This window comes from Clostridium septicum, from assembly GCF_003606265.1.
GTDB lineage: Bacteria > Bacillota > Clostridia > Clostridiales > Clostridiaceae > Clostridium > Clostridium septicum.
On record NZ_CP023671.1, the window covers coordinates 2668116 to 2688138 of the forward strand.

General features: G+C 27.7%; 14 protein-coding genes. 11 read left to right on the forward strand and 3 right to left on the reverse strand.

The annotated features are described in order from the left end of the window. The first annotated feature begins 9 nt into the window (after positions 1-9). From CP523_RS12310 to CP523_RS12335, 6 genes are all read left to right on the forward strand, one after another. The gene (locus tag CP523_RS12310) at positions 10-1161 is read left to right on the forward strand and encodes a sensor histidine kinase (RefSeq protein ID WP_120140910.1); all 1152 of its coding nucleotides are present in this window, start codon (positions 10-12) and stop codon (positions 1159-1161) included. 1 nt (position 1162) lies between these two features. Continuing rightward, the gene (locus CP523_RS12315) at positions 1163-1801 is read left to right on the forward strand and encodes a response regulator transcription factor (protein WP_066673608.1); all 639 of its coding nucleotides are present in this window, start codon (positions 1163-1165) and stop codon (positions 1799-1801) included. An 86-nt stretch (positions 1802-1887) separates the two neighbouring features. Next, positions 1888-2823, forward strand: coding sequence for an ABC transporter ATP-binding protein (locus tag CP523_RS12320; RefSeq protein WP_066673610.1), 936 nt, complete (start codon positions 1888-1890; stop codon positions 2821-2823). A 15-nt stretch (positions 2824-2838) separates the two neighbouring features. After that, positions 2839-3933 (forward strand): ABC transporter permease, encoded by a 1095-nt coding sequence (locus CP523_RS12325; RefSeq protein ID WP_120140911.1) that lies wholly within the window; start codon positions 2839-2841, stop codon positions 3931-3933. After that, on the forward strand, positions 3924-4988 hold the full coding sequence (locus CP523_RS12330; RefSeq protein WP_120140912.1) for an ABC transporter permease: 1065 nt from the start codon (positions 3924-3926) through the stop codon (positions 4986-4988). Before CP523_RS12325 ends, CP523_RS12330 begins: the two co-directional genes overlap by 10 nt. A gap of 105 nt (positions 4989-5093) precedes the next feature. After that, a complete protein-coding gene (locus CP523_RS12335) occupies positions 5094-6116 on the forward strand; it encodes an IS6 family transposase (RefSeq protein ID WP_120140473.1) in 1023 nt (340 codons plus the stop codon). Positions 6117-6511: 395 nt separating this feature from the next. On the opposite strand, the gene CP523_RS12340 is transcribed toward CP523_RS12335, so the two are convergent. Beyond that, positions 6512-7360, reverse strand: a complete 849-nt coding sequence (locus CP523_RS12340; RefSeq protein WP_066675377.1) for a fused DSP-PTPase phosphatase/NAD kinase-like protein — start codon at positions 7358-7360, stop codon at positions 6512-6514. Positions 7361-7552: 192 nt separating this feature from the next. On the opposite strand from CP523_RS12340, the gene CP523_RS12345 reads away from it, so the two are divergent. The 3 genes from CP523_RS12345 (at position 7553) to CP523_RS12355 (ending at position 9875) form a co-directional block, all read left to right on the forward strand. Continuing rightward, positions 7553-8455 (forward strand): helix-turn-helix transcriptional regulator, encoded by a 903-nt coding sequence (locus tag CP523_RS12345; protein WP_066675375.1) that lies wholly within the window; start codon positions 7553-7555, stop codon positions 8453-8455. Positions 8456-8521: 66 nt separating this feature from the next. Then, the gene (locus CP523_RS12350; protein ID WP_120140913.1) at positions 8522-8962 is read left to right on the forward strand and encodes a GyrI-like domain-containing protein; all 441 of its coding nucleotides are present in this window, start codon (positions 8522-8524) and stop codon (positions 8960-8962) included. Between the two features lie 40 nt (positions 8963-9002). Then, positions 9003-9875 carry an SPL family radical SAM protein gene (locus CP523_RS12355; protein WP_066675367.1) on the forward strand — a complete coding sequence of 291 codons (873 nt, stop codon included), beginning with the start codon at positions 9003-9005 and terminating at the stop codon, positions 9873-9875. Between the two features lie 105 nt (positions 9876-9980). On the opposite strand, the gene CP523_RS12360 is transcribed toward CP523_RS12355, so the two are convergent. Next, complete coding sequence (locus CP523_RS12360) at positions 9981-10403, reverse strand: cytidine deaminase (RefSeq protein ID WP_066675365.1); 423 nt, start codon at positions 10401-10403, stop codon at positions 9981-9983. 21 nt (positions 10404-10424) lie between these two features. After that, a complete protein-coding gene (locus CP523_RS12365; protein WP_066675363.1) occupies positions 10425-11078 on the reverse strand; it encodes a Crp/Fnr family transcriptional regulator in 654 nt (217 codons plus the stop codon). 452 nt (positions 11079-11530) lie between these two features. Between CP523_RS12365 and CP523_RS12370 the strand changes: the two genes are divergently transcribed. Both CP523_RS12370 and CP523_RS12375 read left to right on the forward strand, forming a co-directional pair. Beyond that, positions 11531-15559, forward strand: a complete 4029-nt coding sequence (locus CP523_RS12370; protein ID WP_120140914.1) for a right-handed parallel beta-helix repeat-containing protein — start codon at positions 11531-11533, stop codon at positions 15557-15559. Positions 15560-15587: 28 nt separating this feature from the next. Beyond that, positions 15588-19955, forward strand: coding sequence for a family 20 glycosylhydrolase (locus tag CP523_RS12375; protein ID WP_120140915.1), 4368 nt, complete (start codon positions 15588-15590; stop codon positions 19953-19955). Positions 19956-20023: the final 68 nt, after the last annotated feature.

A 20023-nucleotide genomic window follows, 5' to 3' on the forward strand; every position in this document is an offset into this window, starting at 1 on the left:
GAGATGGATATGATAAAAAGTAAAGAATTATTATTAATGAGATATATATCATTTTGTATATTAACTTTTGAGCTTTTTACTGAATCAGAAAGCAACAGAATAATAAAATTAGTTTTTATCTTATTATTTATTATAAATAATAACTTAAGAATATTTTATTTAGAAAAAGATAGTTATTTTAATATGTCTCTAATTATAGAACTAGTAATTATACCAATTGCACAATTAATCTTTGGAGGAACTATTATCTTTTATTTAATAGGAGTATCTATAGATTTATTTACTTTAAAAAATAAAATATTTAGATATATAGTAGGTATAATAATTTTAATTCTTGGAATTTATCCAGAGTTTAGTATAAAAGCTCAACTTGGAATTATTAATTTTGTTTTACTTGGAATGCTTTTTATTCTTTTAAGATATATATCTAGACTTTATAGTACAAAAGTAAAAGCACAAAACCTTTATGATAAGCTTAGAGTTTCAGAAGAAAAACTTATAGAAGCTAATAAAGAGTTAGAAGTATATTTACAATCAGTTGAGGAACTTACTTTATTAAAAGAAAGAAATAGAATATCTAGAGAAATTCATGATAGCGTTGGACATACATTATCTACTGCTTTGATACAATTATCAGCAATGGAAGCAATAGCGGATAAAGAAAGTAGTTCTATAAAAGGTATGGCATCAAATTTAAGAGGATTTATTAATGAAAGCTTTCAAGATGTAAAGAGAGCTGTAAGAGAGTTAAAGCCAGATGAATATGAGAATTATCAAGGGGTTTTAAGACTTCAAGAAGTATGTAAAAACTTTGAGAGAATGTCTGGAGTAGAAGTTAAAGTAGTTATATCAAAAAGTAATTGGAATTTAACAAGTAAGCAAAGTAATCATTTATATAGAATAATTCAAGAAGTTTTATCAAATTCATTAAAGCATGGCAAGGCAACAGTGGTAAAAGTTATTATGAATTTTACAGATGATGAATTTATAATATCATTTAGTGATAATGGAGTAGGTACAGATAAAATTGTAGAAAGTGGAGTAGGTCTTAAAAGTATAAAAGAGAGAGTTGAAGAATTAGATGGAATAATTGATATGAAATCTAAGATTAATGCTGGATTTTTTATTAAGGTTATAATTCCTAAAGAGGTGCAGATATAAAATGGAAAAAATTAAACTTTTAATTGTAGATGATGAAAAATTAATAAGAGAAGGCTTAAAGGTAATGCTTTCAATTTTTGATGATATTGAAGTTGTAGGTCTTGCAGAAAATGGATATAAAGCTTTAGAGATTTGTAAAAATACAGATGTTGATATTGTTCTTATGGATATAAGGATGAAAGAATGTAATGGGGTTATGGGAACAAGACTTATTAAAGAACAATTTTCAAAGATAAAGGTTATAATTCTTACAACATTTAAGGATAAAGAATATATTCAAGAAGCTTTGAAATATGGAGCTTTTGGATATATGCTTAAAGATAGTTCGCATGATGTTATTTATGAAGGAATAAAAACAGCTTATAAAGGTAATATGGTAGTTCATCCTGATGTAGCAATAGAAATGTTAGGTTGTAGTGTATCAATTAAGAAAGATATAGATAAATATGAGCTTTTAGAAAAAGAAATTAATATAATAAAGTTAATAGCTAAAGGATTAAGCAATAAAGAGATTTCTGAAAAACTATTTTTATCTGAAGGAACTATAAAAAATAATATTACTAATATACTTTCAAAGTTAGAGCTTAGAGATAGGACTCAAATAGCAATTTTTGCTTTTAAAAATGGAATAGTGACTTAAGTCATTTATATAATGACTTTAAGTTATAGTGATTCCTCTAAAGGTATCTTATTATAGTATTAAGATATTTTTAGGGGGATTTTTTTATGAGTATTATAGAAGTGAAAAATATAACTAAACGATTTAATGATAAATTAGTTTTAGACAATGTTAGTTATGAAGTAAAAGAAGGAGAGATATTTGGATTTATTGGACCTAATGGAGCTGGAAAATCAACTTTAATAAGTATAATGACAAGCTTACTAACTCCAGATAATGGAACAATAAAAATATGTGGATATGATATTTTAAAAGAGCCAATTAAAGCAAAAGAATGTATAGGATATGTACCTCAGGAATTAGCCTTAATGGAAGAACTTACAGCTTATGATAACCTAGAGTTCTTTGGAGCTTTATATGGATTAAAAGGTAAACTTCTAAAAGAAAGAATAGCAGAGGCACTTAAGGTAACTGGATTAGGTGAAACTAAAAAACAAAAGGTAAAGAAATTTTCAGGAGGTATGAAAAGAAGATTAAATATTGCCGTAGCTATTTTACATCATCCAAAGGTTTTAATATTAGATGAACCTACAGTTGGTGTAGATCCACAATCAAGAAATCATATATTTTCTTTTATAAAAAATATAGGTAAAGAATGGGGAACTACAGTAATTTATACTTCTCATTATATGGAAGAGATAGAAGAGCTTTGTCAGAGAGTTTTTATAATAGATCTAGGAAAAGAAGTAGCTTATGGATATAGAGAAGAAATTAAAGCATCAGTATTTTCAAATAATAAAGTAATTATTGAAGCAAACAATATAAATGGAGAAATACTAAGACAATTAGATAGTGCTGAGGGAATTAATAAGGTGGTAGAAAATGAAAATAAAATCACATTAACTATTGGCTCAAACTTTAAACTTACAAATGTACTTTCTTTAATAGAAAAGTCTGATGTTAATATTAAAAAAATTAGTTATGAAGAAGTAAAGCTTGAAGATGTATTTTTATCATTAACAGGAAAGACTTTAAGAGATTAGGGGGAGGATTTATATATGAGAGCATTATATTATATAAAAACAACTCTTAAAGGAATGATATCAAATGGATTAGTTACAATATCATATTTTGTTTTATTCCCTGTTTTACTTGCTTTCTTTATGGCGTTTTTTCAAGGAATAGTTCATGAAAATCCGCTAAAATTAAAGCAATTAAAAGTTCAAGTTATAGATGAAGATAAAACAGAAATGTCTAAAAATTTAACTAATCTATTAGAAAATGATGAAATGAAAAAGGTTGTAAGTATAGTAGATGAAAAGCCAGAAGTAGAGTTGAAAATAGAAAAAGGATATGAAGATAAAATTTTATCTTTAAGCAAGGGAAACATTATTATTAATAAAAAGGTAGAAGAAAGCAATATTTCCACTAATACATTAAAAGTAATTTTAGATAAATATCATCAAAATCTATATGTATCTATAGGTGGAGGAAATATAGAAAATTTAGAAAAAATTTCAGATGAAACTATAGTTGAAAATACAACAATAGACATAGTAAAAACTGCTACTCCATATGAAAAATTATCAGCATCAATGATAGGGTTTGTAATAACTATGCTTATATTTTCAGTAATCCAATCAGGTTATGCAGATATTAGCATTAATCTAGAAAAAAGAGTTAATTCAACACCAATTACAAAATTACAATATCTTTTTTATGATACTATGGCACTTTTAATTTTTGTATTTATAATAATTTCAGGATATATAATGTTTTTTAGACTAGTAGGTTTAAGCTTTAAAGGGAATTTACTAGATTTACTTTTATTAATATTAACAGGAACTGTTTTAGTAGTATCAATATCAACAACTATATCAACAATATTTGGAGCTAAGTATGGAAAGATAATGGGAGGAGTAATATTTACATTGCCATTAATCAGCGGAGAAATATTTATGGGAGAAGGAAATAAAATTGCATTATTAACTCCAACACATTATTTAAATAATGCATTTTCCTTATATAACTTAAATGGAAACTTAGAAGGCTGTGGGAAATGGATATTAATGATATTTATAATATCAAGTATCGTATATTCTATGTCAATAATAAAAGCAGGTTTTAATAGGGGGAAAAAGATATGCGCTTAGTAAGGTTAGTTTTAATTAATATAAGAAGACAATTGAAAAATCCTTCTATGTTGGGAATGACATTAATTTTTCCTATTGTTATGCTTTTAATTATAAATAGTGGTGGGTTAAGTGAAGGTGGAAATATTGGAGTTATAGATAAAAGTAATACAAAATATTCTAATGAAATCATTGAAAGATTAAGTGAAAAATATTCAATAGATAAATTAGAAGGATCGGCAGAAGATAATTATAACTTGCTTAGAGAAAATAAATTAGGAGTAATTTATGTTATAGATAGCGATTTAAAAGAATCATTAGATAAAGGAGAAGTACCAAAAATTAAAGGTTATAGAACAGAAGCTACTTCAGGGGTAATAATGGCAGAAGATATTATAACAAAGTATATATCTAATATATTAAAAGAAGAAGTAAGCCAAGGGTTAAGCGAAAACTCTACAATAGCAGTTATTAATGATGAAGAAGTACCAAAAAAGGATAACTATAAAATGACTGTGCTAATGATATGCTATTTTATGATGATTGGAGGATCAATTATCACTGGAGAAGTAATAAAGCTTAAACAAGAAAAAGTATTAAGAAGAACAATAGCAACTGGAAATTCAGATATAACAATTTTAGGTAGCATATTTGTTTCATCATTTATAATACAAGGAATTTTAAGTACTGCAGCATTTATAATATTAACATTTTTACTGAAAATACCAAAAGAAAATATACCACAGGGAATACTAATTATATTTTTAGGTAGCTTAATTACAACAGCAATTATTGTGGCAGTATCAAGATGGATTAAAAACGTAACTTTAGCAAGTCTAGCTACAGTAATTATAGGAATAACAACCTTTGGAATAGGATTCTTTGGAGCGGAGTTAGATTCATTTGAAAATATTCCAACAATAATAACTAGAATTAGCGCACTATCACCATTTACATGGTTGCTAAAAATAATAAATACAAATGAAATAATTATTCCAGTACTAATAATACTTTTAATGTCTATAGCATCTTTAACAGCAGGAAGCTTTAGATTAAGGGAGTTTGTTAAGGAGTAAGATGACGATCTGTTAAGTTATATGAACATTGCTCTTCTCAACCCAAGGAAATACAATAGGTTTGCAAGACTAAATAATACCCCCTTCGAAAAGGAGAGAAGAACAATGAGCAAAACTAATATAAAATGCCCACGCTGTAATTCTGATAAACTATATAAGTTTGGTATGAATAAGCAGGCTAAACAAAAGTATCAATGTAAGCAGTGTAAGCGCCAATTCGTCCTAGGCGACGGTGACGGACGTCCTAAACTAAATAATCCTAAATGTCCTAGATGCGGTAAGGGAACTTACTTACATCATGCATATAAACATTACAATCGCTATAAGTGCAATAACAAGAAGTGTAATCACATAATAGTAAAACATCACACCACCAATATTGATACAGCTTCTAGTGAATTAGTTAGTGGTTCCCTTTCAATGAAAGGAATGCGTTTTCCGCTACATGTAATACTAACTGCATTAACACTATATTTTTTAAATAATTCATCAACAAGAGCCATTTCTCAATTCTTGATGATTAACTCTGGAATTAAAGTATCTCATGTCACGATAGCCAGTTGGACTAATAAATTTGCACCTTTCTTTAAACAAAAGGCTGATAAATTTAAAGCTAGTTTAAACTTACAATCTGACGATTGGCACGCTGATGAAACAGTAGTATTTATTAATGGTGAAAGATACTACCTTTGGTTAGCTATTGATTCAGAAACTAGATTTATTTTAGCATTTCATTTAACTAAATCTAGAAGTTCTGATTCAGCATACGCATTGGTAAATGAAGCTAAAAAATTTGGTGAACCAGCTAATTTTATAACTGATAGATTACCTTCATATAATGAAGCCGTGGCTACGCTATTGCCCAATACAACTCATATTCCTGTAGCTCCAATGTCTAGTGATACAAATAATAATTTAATTGAATCATTTAATAAAACATTTAAAGCCTGGTATAAAACCAAGAAAGGATTCAACTCTTTTCAAAAAGCTAATAACCTTATATATTTATTTATCTTTCACTATAACTTTATTAGACCACATGGATCATTAAATAACTGTACTCCAGCAGAAGTTGCCGGCTTCGCCAGCGATAGCTTTGCTAAAAACTCTTGGTTTTCAGCATCTTAATTAAATTTAATACCTTTGATTAACCTGCAAAAAATCAATGCTATTGTAGGCTTATTTGCCATACAATAAAACATTCAAACTTATATAATTTTCAAAGAGCAAGTAATTCTATGAAAAATCAAGCTATTTTTTCATATCAACTTAACAGATTCTAAGATGAGAATGGGGGGAGGTTATGCCTCGCCTCCACCGTAGAATCCACGACAGAAATGTCGTGGATTTTTGTATGTATAAAATCGTAAAATTTTACTGTAAAATCTATTTAAAGTATCAATATAGATTATAATTTAAATGGTGGTGTTGAAATGTACACAGTAGAGCAAGTGGCGAAATTCTTAGGGATATCAAAAGATACTTTAAATTTATATAGGTATTTTTATGCAAGAAAGTATTTACTAATTATTTTTACATTTATTATAAAACTTATTTAAGAATTCATACCTTCTTCCAGCATAGAAATCTACAGCATTCTTTTTACTAATATCTGATAATAGTACTTGACGAGAAATAATATCATTTAAGCTTACTTCGTTGCAGTTTTTCATAATGTCATACATTATCATAAAGGTTGTAGTCCTACCTATACCAGCTTTGCAGTGAAAATGTAGCCAAGAATTTTTAGGTTGATTTTTAACAAATTCAACAAAGTAATTAACCATATCATCATTAGGTAATGATCCATCTGTTACAGGAATTCTAAGATAGCTTAGATTATTAGATTTAACAAGTTTATCTTCATTTTCAACTACCTTTGGAGTAAGTGTTAGCTTATTATTATACAAGGTAAGAGGAGTATCTAATTTAATAGATGCTAAATCACTATTTTCCTGTTCTATTACTTGATTTAGGGTAAGGCCTTTATTCACATTATTATGAGGATTTGAAAAACTAATTGCAATTCCGTTTATAAAACCATGAGATTCTTCTCTTAAATCTATATCAATTATAGAAAAGTTATCACCAATAGCTTTAACTATTAAAGGAAGGTTAAATTCGGTAAATTGGCCACTTCCGGAAATATTTAATTTATCTAGCCCTGTTAAATTTATTGACTTTAATTCACTGGCCTTTGAAATATCAGTAGTTTTTCTAAAGTTTTGTGGTAGAGTATCTTTGTTATTAGAATCTAGTGAAATACGAACATTATCTAAAGCTTTTATAGGATATACTAAAGATGTAAATAATAGAATAAAAGCAAATAATAAAGTAGAATAAATTTTAAGGATTTTTTTATCTTTTTTCATTTTTAAAACCTCATTATTATTAATATGTTATTATGATGCTCAATGCAGTAATAATTATTCTAATATAAAGGATTAACAAATATAGGGTTTAGATAAATAAAACAAGGCTAAAAGGATACATTATAGAAATATTATATTAACTAATAAAATTGACTACTATAAGAGGTGTGTAATAGAGGGGAATAAAAGATTATGCAAGCAAATAGATTATTTGAAATTATATATATTCTTTTAGAAAAGAATAGTGTAACAGCAAAAGAATTAGCAGAAAGATTAGAAGTATCACAAAGAACTATTTATAGAGATATTGAAGCACTTTCTACAGCAGGAATTCCAGTATATATGAGTAAAGGAAAAGGTGGAGGTATATCTATATTACCAGAATTTATATTAAATAAAGCTATATTAACAGAAGAAGAAAAGACAGAAATATTATCATCACTAAGAGCTGTTAATGCTGTAAATTTTAATGATGTGGAGATGGAAAAGGTTCTTAAAAAATTAAATAATATATTAGGTGAAAATCATACTAATTGGATAGAAGTTGATTTTTCAAATTGGGGAAATGCAGAAAGGGAAAAAGAAACTTTTAATAATATTAAATTTGCAATATTAAATAAAAGGATAGTTAACTTTGATTATATGAGTGGCAAAGGGGAAAGTATTAATAGACAAGTATACCCTTTAAAATTATATTTTAAAGGACAAAGCTGGTATATGTACGGGTATTGTAAAATAAGAAATGATTATAGATTCTTTAAATTAAGAAGGATAAAGGATTTATACATTTCTAAAGAAAATTTTAATATTAAAATGCCAATAAATATAATGAAGGAAGATAATATTTTAAAAGATGAATTTATTACTTTAAAAATGAAAATTTCTTCTAAAATGGCATATAGAGTATATGATGAATTTGAAAATTTTAAACAATTAGACGATGGTAGTTTTATTACTATTATTGAATACCCAAAAGGTGAATGGATTTTTAGTTATATATTTTCATTTGGAGAAGAATGTGAAGTTTTAGAACCACAGGAAATAAGAGAAGAAATAAAAAATAAAATTAAAAAAATTCTTTTTAATTATTATTAATATGACATACAGTTGTCATATTAAGATAAGTATAATAACCTTATCAAATATATGGAGGTTATAAATATGAATTATGAAGTGGTTAATTTAGAAGAAAAAATAATTGTAGGAGTTAGTGCTACTACAAGTAATGATGATCCTAATATGGCAAAAATAATTGGAGGCCTTTGGGAAAAGTTATATCAAGAGGGGATTAATGAATCAATAAAAAATAAGGTTAATGAATATGCTATAGGACTTTATTCAGATTATGAAGATAATAAGTATTTAGTTACAGTAGGGAATGAAGTAAGTAAGGTGGAAAATGAAGGACTTACAATAAAGAAAATTCCTTCAGGAAAATATGCTAAGTTTTCTATAGAAGGACATATAGAAAAGGCAGTTGCAGAAGCTTGGACTGAAATTTGGAAAATGGATTTAGATAGAAGTTATAAAGCAGATTTTGAAGAATATTTAAATTCAGATTTTGATAATGCTAAAATTGATATTTATATTTCATTGAAGTAATTATTAATGAGTAAAACTATTAGAAGGGAGTTACAATTATATGCATAAGGTGATGGTAAAGGGGATACTATCTAGCAATAATGGAATGAATATTTATAGAGGATGCACTCATGGATGTATATATTGCGACTCCAGAAGTATATGTTATGGAATGAATCATCCTTTTGAAGACATAGAGGTAAAGATGAATGGATCAAAGTTATTAGAGGATATACTTAAGAAAAAGAGAAAAAAGTGTATGATTAGAACTGGTTCAATGAGTGATCCATATATTCATTTAGAAGAAAAACTTCAAAATACAAGAAGATCTTTAGAGATAATTGAAAAGTATGGATTTGGATTAGCAATACAAACTAAATCAAATAGAATACTAAGAGACCTAGATTTGTTAAGGAGTATAAATAATAAAGGAAAATGTGTTGTGCAGATGACATTAACAACTTATGATGAAAAGTTATGTAGGATTATTGAGCCAAATGTTTCTACAACAAAAGAACGATTTGAGGTTCTAAAAATAATGAGGAACAACGGAATTCCTACAGTAGTTTGGATGTCTCCTATTTTACCTTACATAAATGATACAGAGAAAAATATAAGAGGGATATTAGATTATTGTATAGAGGCTAAAGTTAAAGGCATTATAGTATTTGGTATTGGCTTAACATTAAGGGATGGAAATAGAGAATATTATTATAAAAATTTAGATAAGCATTTTAAAGGATTAAAAGAAAAATACATTAGGCAATATGGGAATAACTATGAAGTAGTAAGTGAAAATCATGAAAGATTGATGAAAATTATTAAAGAAACCTGTAAGAAAAATAATATTATTTGCGGAGTTGAAGAAGTCTTTAGATACATGAAAACTTTTGAAGAAAAAAATAATGAAATTCAGTTAAGTTTTGATATATAGAAAGTAATCCCTTTTATTGAATTTTAAGGTTATTTTTAGACCTAATCATAAAATTTAGAGTAAAATAAGCCAATGATATTTCTAATATCATTGGCTTATTTTACTCTATTTTAAATTTTTACCTGTAAAGGCTAATGGTAAAAGTTCTTCTAATGTGTGTTCTAAATATTCTTCTGTACTTTTTGCAATGATTATTTTAAAGTTTTTTAAATCGCAAAACTCAGCCATAACTTGTCTACATACAGCGCAAGGGGCACAGAAATCTCCCTCTCCTTGTTTTATACCTGCTTTATTTCCTACTATTGCAATAGCAGTGAATTCATTTTGACCTTCAGAAATTGCTTTGAAGAAAGCTGTTCTTTCAGCGCAATTAGTTGGTGTATATGCAGCATTTTCTATATTACATCCTTGGTAAATTTCACCGTTAGCGCAAAGTAAAGCTGCACCTACATGAAAATTTGAATATGGTGTATAGCAAAATTTTTGAGCTTCAAAAGCCTTTTCTATTAATAACTTTCTATCAATCATAGTTTAACCTCCAGATTTTTTTTAAATACTCAATAAATTATTATTAGAGGAGAAAATTGTATCAACAATCTTATTTATGTCCTTTACCTTAACAAATCCTTTGTTATATTCAATAAGGTTTTCATTTACTAACTCTTTAATAATTCTATTAACACTTCTAATATTTGATCCGACACCTTCTACTAAGATGTCTTTATGAACAGTATCTAAATTATGTTCATTTAAAAACTTCCATAAAAAGAACAGTAGTCTATATTTTAAATGATAAGCAACATTTGCTTTACTATTAATAGAAGTATGATACATTTTTTCAGAAAGTTGTATATGTACATATAAAGAAAAATCACTATCATGTTTAATCCATTCTAAAAAAGATTCTTTAGAAACTTTAATTGCCTCACAAGGCTCAAGTGCCTCTACATAGTTTAATATAGGTTTTTCAACAAATAGTTCTAATTCACCAAACAAATCATTTTCACAATAAGTTCTCTCTAGATGTTTAACTCCAGTAGGAGTTAGTGAATAGACTTTGACTTTTCCATTTCTTATTATATACACAGAGTCTGCAACTTGATTTTGTATAAGGATTTTATCAAAGGTATTAAAATTGATATTTATAAATTTATCTTTTATATAATCAGGACAAGTATCTAAAAAATAAGGTAAGTTGTTCATTTTAATTCTCCTTAATTAAGCAAGTTAAATAAAGTATATTAATTATATCATATTAATTTACTTAAATAAGTGGTGAGGCAGAAGTTAAGGACAAATGTCCAAAAAATATAGCCCAAACTATTTAGAGATAATAAGTAAAGCTTTATGAGATATGATTATAAATAAATTAAAATATAAACTATTTTTTAAAAAGTTCATAAAAAAATAATATAAAAAATAAATAAATTCCAATAATTGGTTTTAAATAAAATTATTGGATGATAAAATATTATTATAAAATAATTACTTATAAGCAAAATAATTCATAAGTGGTTGCAGCTGGATTTTAAAAACATTAATAAATATACAAAAGTTTAGAGTTATAAGTAATAAAATTTTATAATGTAGGGTTAAGTTTTAATAAAAGTTCAACTCTACCAAAATATTTTAAAGTAAAAAAGGGGGCAAGGAAAATGAAAAAAGGCTTTAAGGCTATAGTATCAACAATTTTAGTTTTAAGTTGTATACTGATGAATGTTATACCTGTTAAAGCGACATTAAAATCTGGGGAAGGGGGAATCACATATTATCTTGATTCCAATGCAAATGATAATGGTGATGGATCTAGTGAAATTTCTGCTTGGAATTCATTAGATCAAGTAAACAATCATTTATTTCAACCAGGAGATAAATTGTTAATAAAAAGAGGTTCAATATTTTATGGAACTTTGTATCCAAAAGGGTCAGGAGCTAATGGATCACCTATTATAATTGATGTCTATGGACATGGAGAAGATAAGCCATTAATTGATGCTGGTGGAAAAACATTTATACCACAACAAAAAAATTGGCAAGGGCCTTTTGTAAATTTGAAGGATGAATCTACTATTGGATCAGCAATTTATTTATACAATCAGGAGTATTGGGAAATAAATAATATTAGTGTAACAAATAGTAGAGAGGATAACTTAGATTCAGATAGGAGTGGGATAAGAATTGAAGGATATGATTATGGAGTTATTAATCATATTTATATAAGAGGGTGCGAAGTTAAAGATGTAAAGGGTTTTAATGGACAAGATGATATTTATCCTGTTGTTCCAACAAAATCAGATGGCACTCCAATGTTTCCTGACTTAACTGATCCAGGAGAAAATCCTAATAATAGTAAACTATTTTCAGGAGCTAGAACAACTCATAGAACAGGTGGAATTAACTTAGCAACATATACAGCTAGACTTTCAGAAGCTAAAAATGATAAAGGAGTAGTTGAACAAGCCATTGATAAAACCAAAAAAGTAACAACATTTAATGATATTTTAATAGAAAATAATACTATAAGTAATTGTACTGCAAATGGAATTACTACAACTAATGTTAAAGGTACATTAGATGATGATGCTTTTCGTCATACTAATGTTGTAATACGTAATAATAGCATTGATCATGTTAGTAGATCAGGAATTATTCCTTTATATACTAGCGGAGTATTAGTAGAAAGAAATTTAATTGATAATTTTCAAAGTACAATAGCAGGATATGGATGCGGAATTTGGGCAGATAGAGCTAATGATATGGTGTTTCAATATAATGAAGTAAAAAATGGACAAAATTATAATGACGGAATGGCTTTTAATCTTGATGATATGACACGCAATGGTATTATTCAATATAACTATACTCATGACAATGTTGGGGGAGGTTACATGCTTCATGTTCGTCCTAAATCATATAATCGTAATCATGTTATAAGATACAATGTCAGTATTAATGATGGTGGATCTTTTAGAAATCATGTAGCACAAATTGTTGCAGTAGGTGAAGATAAGGATCCAACTACACAAATTGAAAATGCTAATGTATATAACAATACATTTATTTCAAACAAAGATGTTCACCCAGTATTTAAAGGAAATGAGGTAAAATATAAAAATAATATTTGGTACTTTACTAATCCTAATTTAGCTAATAGAGTTAGTCCTTTCGATTTTGGTCCTAATTCAACATTTGATAATAACGTATATTATGGTGTTAATGAACCAAATAGAGATGGAGTGACGGTAGATAATAATGCAAAATTAGTAGATCCATTATTCATGAATAAAAATGTTTTTGGATTGCCTAAGGAGGAATTATTACAAGCAATAAAATTACAAAGCAAATCTTCTTTAATAGAAGCGGCAACTCCAATTGAAAATGATGGGGGGTTAGATTTCTTTGGATATGATACAGATAAAGAGAGGATAAATATAGGTGCGTATAATGGGAAGGGGCATGAAGCAACTAAGCAATCTTACACTATAAATTCAACAGATAACGAAGTGAAAAAATATTTAAGTGATGCCACTATTCAAAATGAAGTTATTCATGAAACAGCATCAGAATCTAATACAAAGTGGGTTAATACTACTTTTGAACAGGAGCCACTAGTATATACTAAATCAAATGGAGCATATGTTGAATATGAATTTAATGGAAATGGAATTATACCAACTTTGAAAACAGGTCCAGGTGCAGGAGATGTTTTAATAGAAGTATTTAATAAAGAAGATATAAATACGGTATTAAAGTCAAAAACTATCAATACTTATAGTGAAACTCCAGAGGTGTTAGTAATAGAAGATTTTAATGAGTTAAGTTCAGATAATAATACTTATATAATTAGAGTAAAAAATATTAACAATACATCTAAAGCTGTAAACGTAATCAAATTTAATGTTAAAGTAAATGAAGAGATTAATTGTAATGTTGATTCTTTAGAAAATGTTTTTATAGAAGATGGTAATTATGTAATTTCATATTATGAGGATTCTATTAATATACCATTAAAATCATATTATGTAATAGATTCATGTAAAGATATTAGTGACATTGTAGATGTTAATTACAACATTGTAAGTGGAGTAGGAATTATTAGTAATAATATTCTTAGTGTAAGTACTTCTGGAGAGGTTGTAGTTGAAGTAACTGCAATATATAAAAATCAAATAAAAAAGGCACAAGCTACTTATAATGTTATTAAAGCAGAAAAGCCTCCTGTAAATGAATGGCCTAAATTGCCTGGAGCCGGAATTTATGAAGCAGAAGATCAACTTGTAGTTAAAGAAGGGAGTTTTGTAACATTAAATGCAGAAACAGCTTTAAATGGAAGTCAATTAAAAACTTCAACTAAAAATGATAATTTATCATTAGAGTTTTATGGGAATGAAGTTAGTATTTATGGACGTAAAGCTGTTGGAACATGTATTGTTAAAGTAGATTTATATAAACTAGTAGATGGGGAAGAAGTTCTTGAAGAAAGTGTAAATATTGATTGTTATAAAAATACTATGGAAGATCAAGCTTTAATATATAATAAATCCTTTGAAGAAAATGGTTATTATAAAGTTAAAATAACTAATACTGGAACAAAAAATTCAAATGCTAATGATGCATATAACATGATTATTGACTACTTTGTTGTTGATGAAATAATTGATGAAGAGGTTGAAGAAGTTAATAAAATAGCATTGAAAATTACAATAGACTATGCAGAAGAACTAATATTAGAAGGTGCATTAGAAGATGTGGTACCAGCTGTTGTTAATGAGTTTAATAAGGCATTAGAAGAAGCTAAGGAAGTTTATGCTAACGAGAAGGCAACAGAAGTAGAGGTAGATGCTTCTTTTAAAAGATTAACTAATGTAATTTGGATGCTTGAATTTAAAAAAGGAGATAAAAAGTCATTACAAGTACTTGTAGATTCAGCTAAAGCTTTAGTGGAAAAAGAATATACTTCAGATTCTTGGGCTAATTTACAAAAGGAAATTATAGTAGCAGAAGCTGTAATAGCAGATGAAAATGCAATGCAAGATGAAGTGGACAAAGCTTTAAATAGTTTAAAAGAAGCTATAGATTCTTTAGTTAAAAATAATGTAGACAAGTCTCAACTTGAAAGTTTTATAAATAAAGTTGAAGGATTAAATAAAGCTGAATATATTGAAAGCACTTGGAATAAATTTGAGAAAGCATTAGAAGTAGCTAAAAATGTATTAGCAGATGAAAATGCAACACAAGAAAATGTTAATACAGCTTATAACAGCTTAGTAAGAGCTTATATGGAATTAAGGTTGATTCCAGATAAGTCTAAACTTGAAGATTTAATTAATAAGATCGAAAAGATGGATTTATCTAAATATACTAAGGAAAGTGTAAAAACTCTTAATAAAGAATTAAATAAAGCTAATAAAGTATTAAAAGATAAGAATGCTACACAACAAGAAATAGATTCTGTAACTAAGAGTTTAAGTTTAGCGGTAGATAAATTAGAAGTAAAGGAAGTAGCTAATAGTGGAAATTTAAATGAAAATAATAGTGTAAATAACAATACAAATAAAAATAGTGGAAAAGGTGGTAATTTACCTAATGCAGGAGCAGTAGTTTCATCTGCAATAATAGTAATTTTAGGAGCTATTGCAGTTATTTCAGGAGTAGTTATTTTAAAGAGAAGAAAAAATAGCTAATTATTAAGATAGAAATGGGGGGATTGAGATGATTATGAATAATAAGAAGTTATATGGAGTGGTTTTAAGTACAATACTTATGCTAAATTCTTTTACATGTGTAAAAGCAGAAACTAATTTAGTAAAGAAGAATATTGTATTAGAACCAGGAGTTATAGCAACATCATCAGATAATGAAACAGCAGATTTTGTAGCTGGAAAAGCCATTGATGGAGTAGTAGATTATCAAAAAGCTACAGGCCAATCTAGATGGGCTAGTAACACAACATCACCTACTGAAGAAAATAAAAAATGGTTAAAGATTGATTTAGGTGAGGTTAAAAATTTTAATGAAATAGTAATTGATTGGGAAAGAAAAAATGCAATTAATTATACAATTGAAATTAGTGATGACGATACTAATTGGAAAACTATTAAAGAGTTTACTAACTCTCCAACTGAATATAGGCAAGTAATTCCTCTAAATCAAGAAGAAGTGGCTCGTTACATTCGTCTTAGTATTTTAAACTATTCTGAAACGTCTACAAAAAGGGATACTGCAGGAAATGATAAAACCACAACTTGGAATACAGTATCAGTATTTGAATTAGAAGTATATTCAGGGGAATTAGTAGAGCCAAGCTATACTATTGATGAGGTTATAAATAATATATCAGCACCTGTAATAAATAAAGGTGATAAAAAAATGCCAATGCCAGAAGTTCCAGAAGGTTTTGAGATAGAATTTGTTGGAGCTGATTATGAGCAAATTATAGGAGCAGATGGAACTATATATGAACCTTTAGTTAATACAAATGTTGAAGTGAACTTTAGGGTTAAAAAAGGCGAAGAAGAAAGAACTACTTCACCATTAAATGTAGTTGTTCTAGGCAAGTATGAAAGTAATACTGGTAATGAAAAACCAAAAGTTATTCCAGAATTAGCTGAATGGCATGGAACAGAAGGAAATTTTGAAATCTCAGATAATACAAAGATAATTGTAGATAGTGCTTATAGTAATGAATTAATGAAAACAGCAAATAAATTTGCAAGTGACTATAAGAATATTTTAAATAAAGAAATTACAGTAGAAGAAGGAACAGAAGCAGTAGCAAATAGCTTCTTCCTAACATTAGATACAGCAGATGATGGACTTTGCAGTGAAGGTAACTTAATAACTATAGATGATTCTGTTAAAATTGAAGGAAAATCAGCACAGGGTATTTTTTATGCAACTAGATCTATTTTACAAATATTAAAGCAAAATCAAACTACATTACCACAAGGTGTTATTAGAGATTATCCAAAATACAAGGTAAGAGGCTTTATGCTAGATGTTGCAAGAAAGTCTTATGAATTATCTTCACTTAAAGAGCTTGCAGAAAATATGGCTTGGTATAAGTTAAATGACTTACAAGTTCACTTAAATGATAATTTTGCATTTTTAGAGGATTATATGAATGATGATAAATCTAATAGAGAAGATGCATTTGATGCATATGCTGCATTTAGATTAGAATCTAATCTTAGAAATGATCAGGGGGAAGGAATAACATCTACAGATGTATTCTATACTAAGAATGAATTTAGAGATTTTATTAAAGAAGCAAGAGATGTTTCTATAAATATAGTACCTGAGATAGATACTCCAGCACATTCATTGTCAATAACAAAAGTATTTAAAGATTTAGCTTTAGAAGGATGGAGCCCTCATAAACCTACACGTCCACTTTTAGATCATTTAGATTTAGGAAATCCGAGGTCGTTAGAATTAGTTAAAGGATTACTAAATGAATATATGGTTGGAGATAATCCTGTATTTGACCTTGATACTGTAGTTCATATAGGTACTGATGAATATAGAACAAATTCTGAACAGTATAGAGTATTTACAGATGCTTTACTTGGACATGTTCAAGATAGTGGAAGAGTTGTTCGTATGTGGGGAGGATTAAGTATTCTTACAGGAGAGACACCTGTTAGGTCTGATGATGTTCAATTAAATGTCTGGAATAAAGAATGGGCTAATCCAATAGAAATGTACGAATTAGGATATGATTTAATAAATACTATAGATTCAGAGTTATATTCAGTTCCAGGAGCAGATTATTATAGAGATTATTTAGATGCACAAAACTTATATAATAATTGGGAACCTAATGTAATGGCCAAAAGTTATATTCCAGCAGGAGATAACCAAATGCTAGGGGCTACTTATGCTATATGGAATGATCAAATAGATAAACGTAATAAGAAGACATCGGAATATGATATATTTGATCGTTTTTATAAGCCCCTTCCAGCTTTAGCTGAAAAAATGTGGGGAGATGGAGAAGATAAGACTTTTGCAGAGTTAAATGAATTATCATCAATTACAGGTACAGCTCCAAATACTAATCCGTACTATACTGTAAAATCAGATGCTCCTAATTATGTAGAGTATAGTTTTGAAGAAAAAGAAATACTAGACAAATCAGGAAATAACTATAATTCAATTTCAAAGAAAAATGTTTCTTTTGAAGCCGGAAAAAAAGGAAAAGCTTTAAAGCTTAATGGTGGAGAAAGCTATGTAGAGACACCAATTAAAAGGGTTGGACTTCCAAATTCAATTTCATTCTGGATTAAGAAGAATGGAAATACACCAGAAGGGGAACAAATTTTATTTGAATCACCATCAAAATTTGATAATTATGCTATAAAAGCAGTTGATGCTAATGGTAAAGTTGGATTCACAAGAGAAAGAAATAATTTTTCATTTAATTATGAATTACCAGATGATGAGTGGGTCTACTTAACAATTGGAAGTGTAAATGAAAGAACTATGTTATTTGTTAATAATAAATTAGTTGATACTTTAGGAAATAGACCAATTTCAACTTTACTTATACCATTTGAGCGTATAGGAAGTATAACAAATTCATTTAATGGACTAATTGATGAGATAGTTGTTGGAAGTGAGTTACCATTACCTAGATCTAATACTTATGAAGCAGAAGATCAACTTGTAGTTAAAGAAGGAAGTTTTGTAACATTAAATGCAGAAAAAGCTTTAAATGGAAGTCAATTAAAAACTTCTACTGAAAATGATAATTTATCATTAGAGTTTTATGGAAATGAAGTTAGTATTTACGGACGTAAAGCTGTTGGAACATGTATTGTTAAAGTAGATTTATATAAACTAGTAGATGGGGAAGAAGTTCTTGAAGAAAGTGTAAATATTGATTGTTATAAAAATACTATGGAAGATCAAGCTTTAATATATAATAAATCCTTTGAAGAAAATGGTTCTTATAAAGTTAAAATAACTAATACTGGAACAAAAAATCCAAATGCTAATGATGCATATAACATGATTATTGACTACTTTGTTGTTGATGAAATAATTGATGAAGAGGTTGAAGAAGTTAATAAAACAGCATTGAAAATTACAATAGACTATGCAGAAGAACTAATATTAGAAGGTGCATTAGAAGATGTGGTACCAGCTGTTGTTAATGAGTTTAATAAGGCATTAGAAGAAGCTAAGGAAGTTTATGCTAACGAGAAGGCAACAGAAGTAGAGGTAGATGCTTCTTTTAAAAGATTAACTAATGTAATTTGGATGCTTGAATTTAAAAAAGGAGATAAAAAGTCATTACAAGTACTTGTAGATTCAGCTAAAGCTTTAGTGGAAAAAGAATATACTTCAGATTCTTGGGCTAATTTACAAAAGGAAATTATAGTAGCAGAAGCTGTAATAGCAGATGAAAATGCAATGCAAGATGAAGTGGACAAAGCTTTAAATAGTTTAAAAGAAGCTATAGATTCTTTAGTTAAAAATAATGTAGACAAGTCTCAACTTGAAAGTTTTATAAATAAAGTTGAAGGATTAAATAAAGCTGAATATATTGAAAGCACTTGGAATAAATTTGAGAAAGCATTAGAAGTAGCTAAAAATGTATTAGCAGATGAAAATGCAACACAAGAAAATGTTTATACAGCTTATAACAACTTAGTAAGAGCATATATGGAATTAAGATTGATTCCAGACAAGTCTAAACTTGAAGATTTAATTAATAAGATCGAAAAGATGGATTTATCTAAATATACTAAGGAAAGTGTAAAAACTCTTAATAAAGAATTAAATAAAGCTAATAAAGTATTAAAAGATAAGAATGCTACACAACAAGAAATAGATTCTGTAACTAAGAGTTTAAGTTTAGCGGTAGATAAATTAGAAGTAAAGGAAGTAGCTAATAGTGGAAATTTAAATGAAAATAATAGTGTAAATAACAATACAAATAAAAATAGTGGAAAAGGTGGTAATTTACCTAATGCAGGAGCAGTAGTTTCATCTGCAATAATAGTAATTTTAGGAGCTGTTGCAGTTATTTCAGGATTAGTTATTTTAAAGAGAAGAAATAGAAAATCTGAATAAAGTATAGTCTGTGTAATCTTATTTAATTTGATAATTAAGTATATCATTTTAGTAGTTTACACAGACTA

Bases quoted from the DNA above. Each gene is read 5' to 3' on its own strand.
- CP523_RS12350 (WP_120140913.1), top strand. From the start codon at position 8,522: ATGAATTATGAAGTGGTTAATTTAGAAGAAAAAATAATTGTAGGAGTT.
- CP523_RS12325 (WP_120140911.1), top strand. From the start codon at position 2,839: ATGAGAGCATTATATTATATAAAAACAACTCTTAAAGGAATGATATCA.
- CP523_RS12310 (WP_120140910.1), top strand. From the start codon at position 10: ATGATAAAAAGTAAAGAATTATTATTAATGAGATATATATCATTTTGT.
- CP523_RS12315 (WP_066673608.1), top strand. From the start codon at position 1,163: ATGGAAAAAATTAAACTTTTAATTGTAGATGATGAAAAATTAATAAGA.
- CP523_RS12340 (WP_066675377.1), bottom strand. From the start codon at position 7,360: ATGAAAAAAGATAAAAAAATCCTTAAAATTTATTCTACTTTATTATTT.
- CP523_RS12360 (WP_066675365.1), bottom strand. From the start codon at position 10,403: ATGATTGATAGAAAGTTATTAATAGAAAAGGCTTTTGAAGCTCAAAAA.
- CP523_RS12370 (WP_120140914.1), top strand. From the start codon at position 11,531: ATGAAAAAAGGCTTTAAGGCTATAGTATCAACAATTTTAGTTTTAAGT.
- CP523_RS12355 (WP_066675367.1), top strand. From the start codon at position 9,003: ATGCATAAGGTGATGGTAAAGGGGATACTATCTAGCAATAATGGAATG.
- CP523_RS12320 (WP_066673610.1), top strand. From the start codon at position 1,888: ATGAGTATTATAGAAGTGAAAAATATAACTAAACGATTTAATGATAAA.
- CP523_RS12375 (WP_120140915.1), top strand. From the start codon at position 15,588: ATGATTATGAATAATAAGAAGTTATATGGAGTGGTTTTAAGTACAATA.
- CP523_RS12330 (WP_120140912.1), top strand. From the start codon at position 3,924: ATGCGCTTAGTAAGGTTAGTTTTAATTAATATAAGAAGACAATTGAAA.
- CP523_RS12345 (WP_066675375.1), top strand. From the start codon at position 7,553: ATGCAAGCAAATAGATTATTTGAAATTATATATATTCTTTTAGAAAAG.
- CP523_RS12335 (WP_120140473.1), top strand. From the start codon at position 5,094: ATGAGCAAAACTAATATAAAATGCCCACGCTGTAATTCTGATAAACTA.
- CP523_RS12365 (WP_066675363.1), bottom strand. From the start codon at position 11,078: ATGAACAACTTACCTTATTTTTTAGATACTTGTCCTGATTATATAAAA.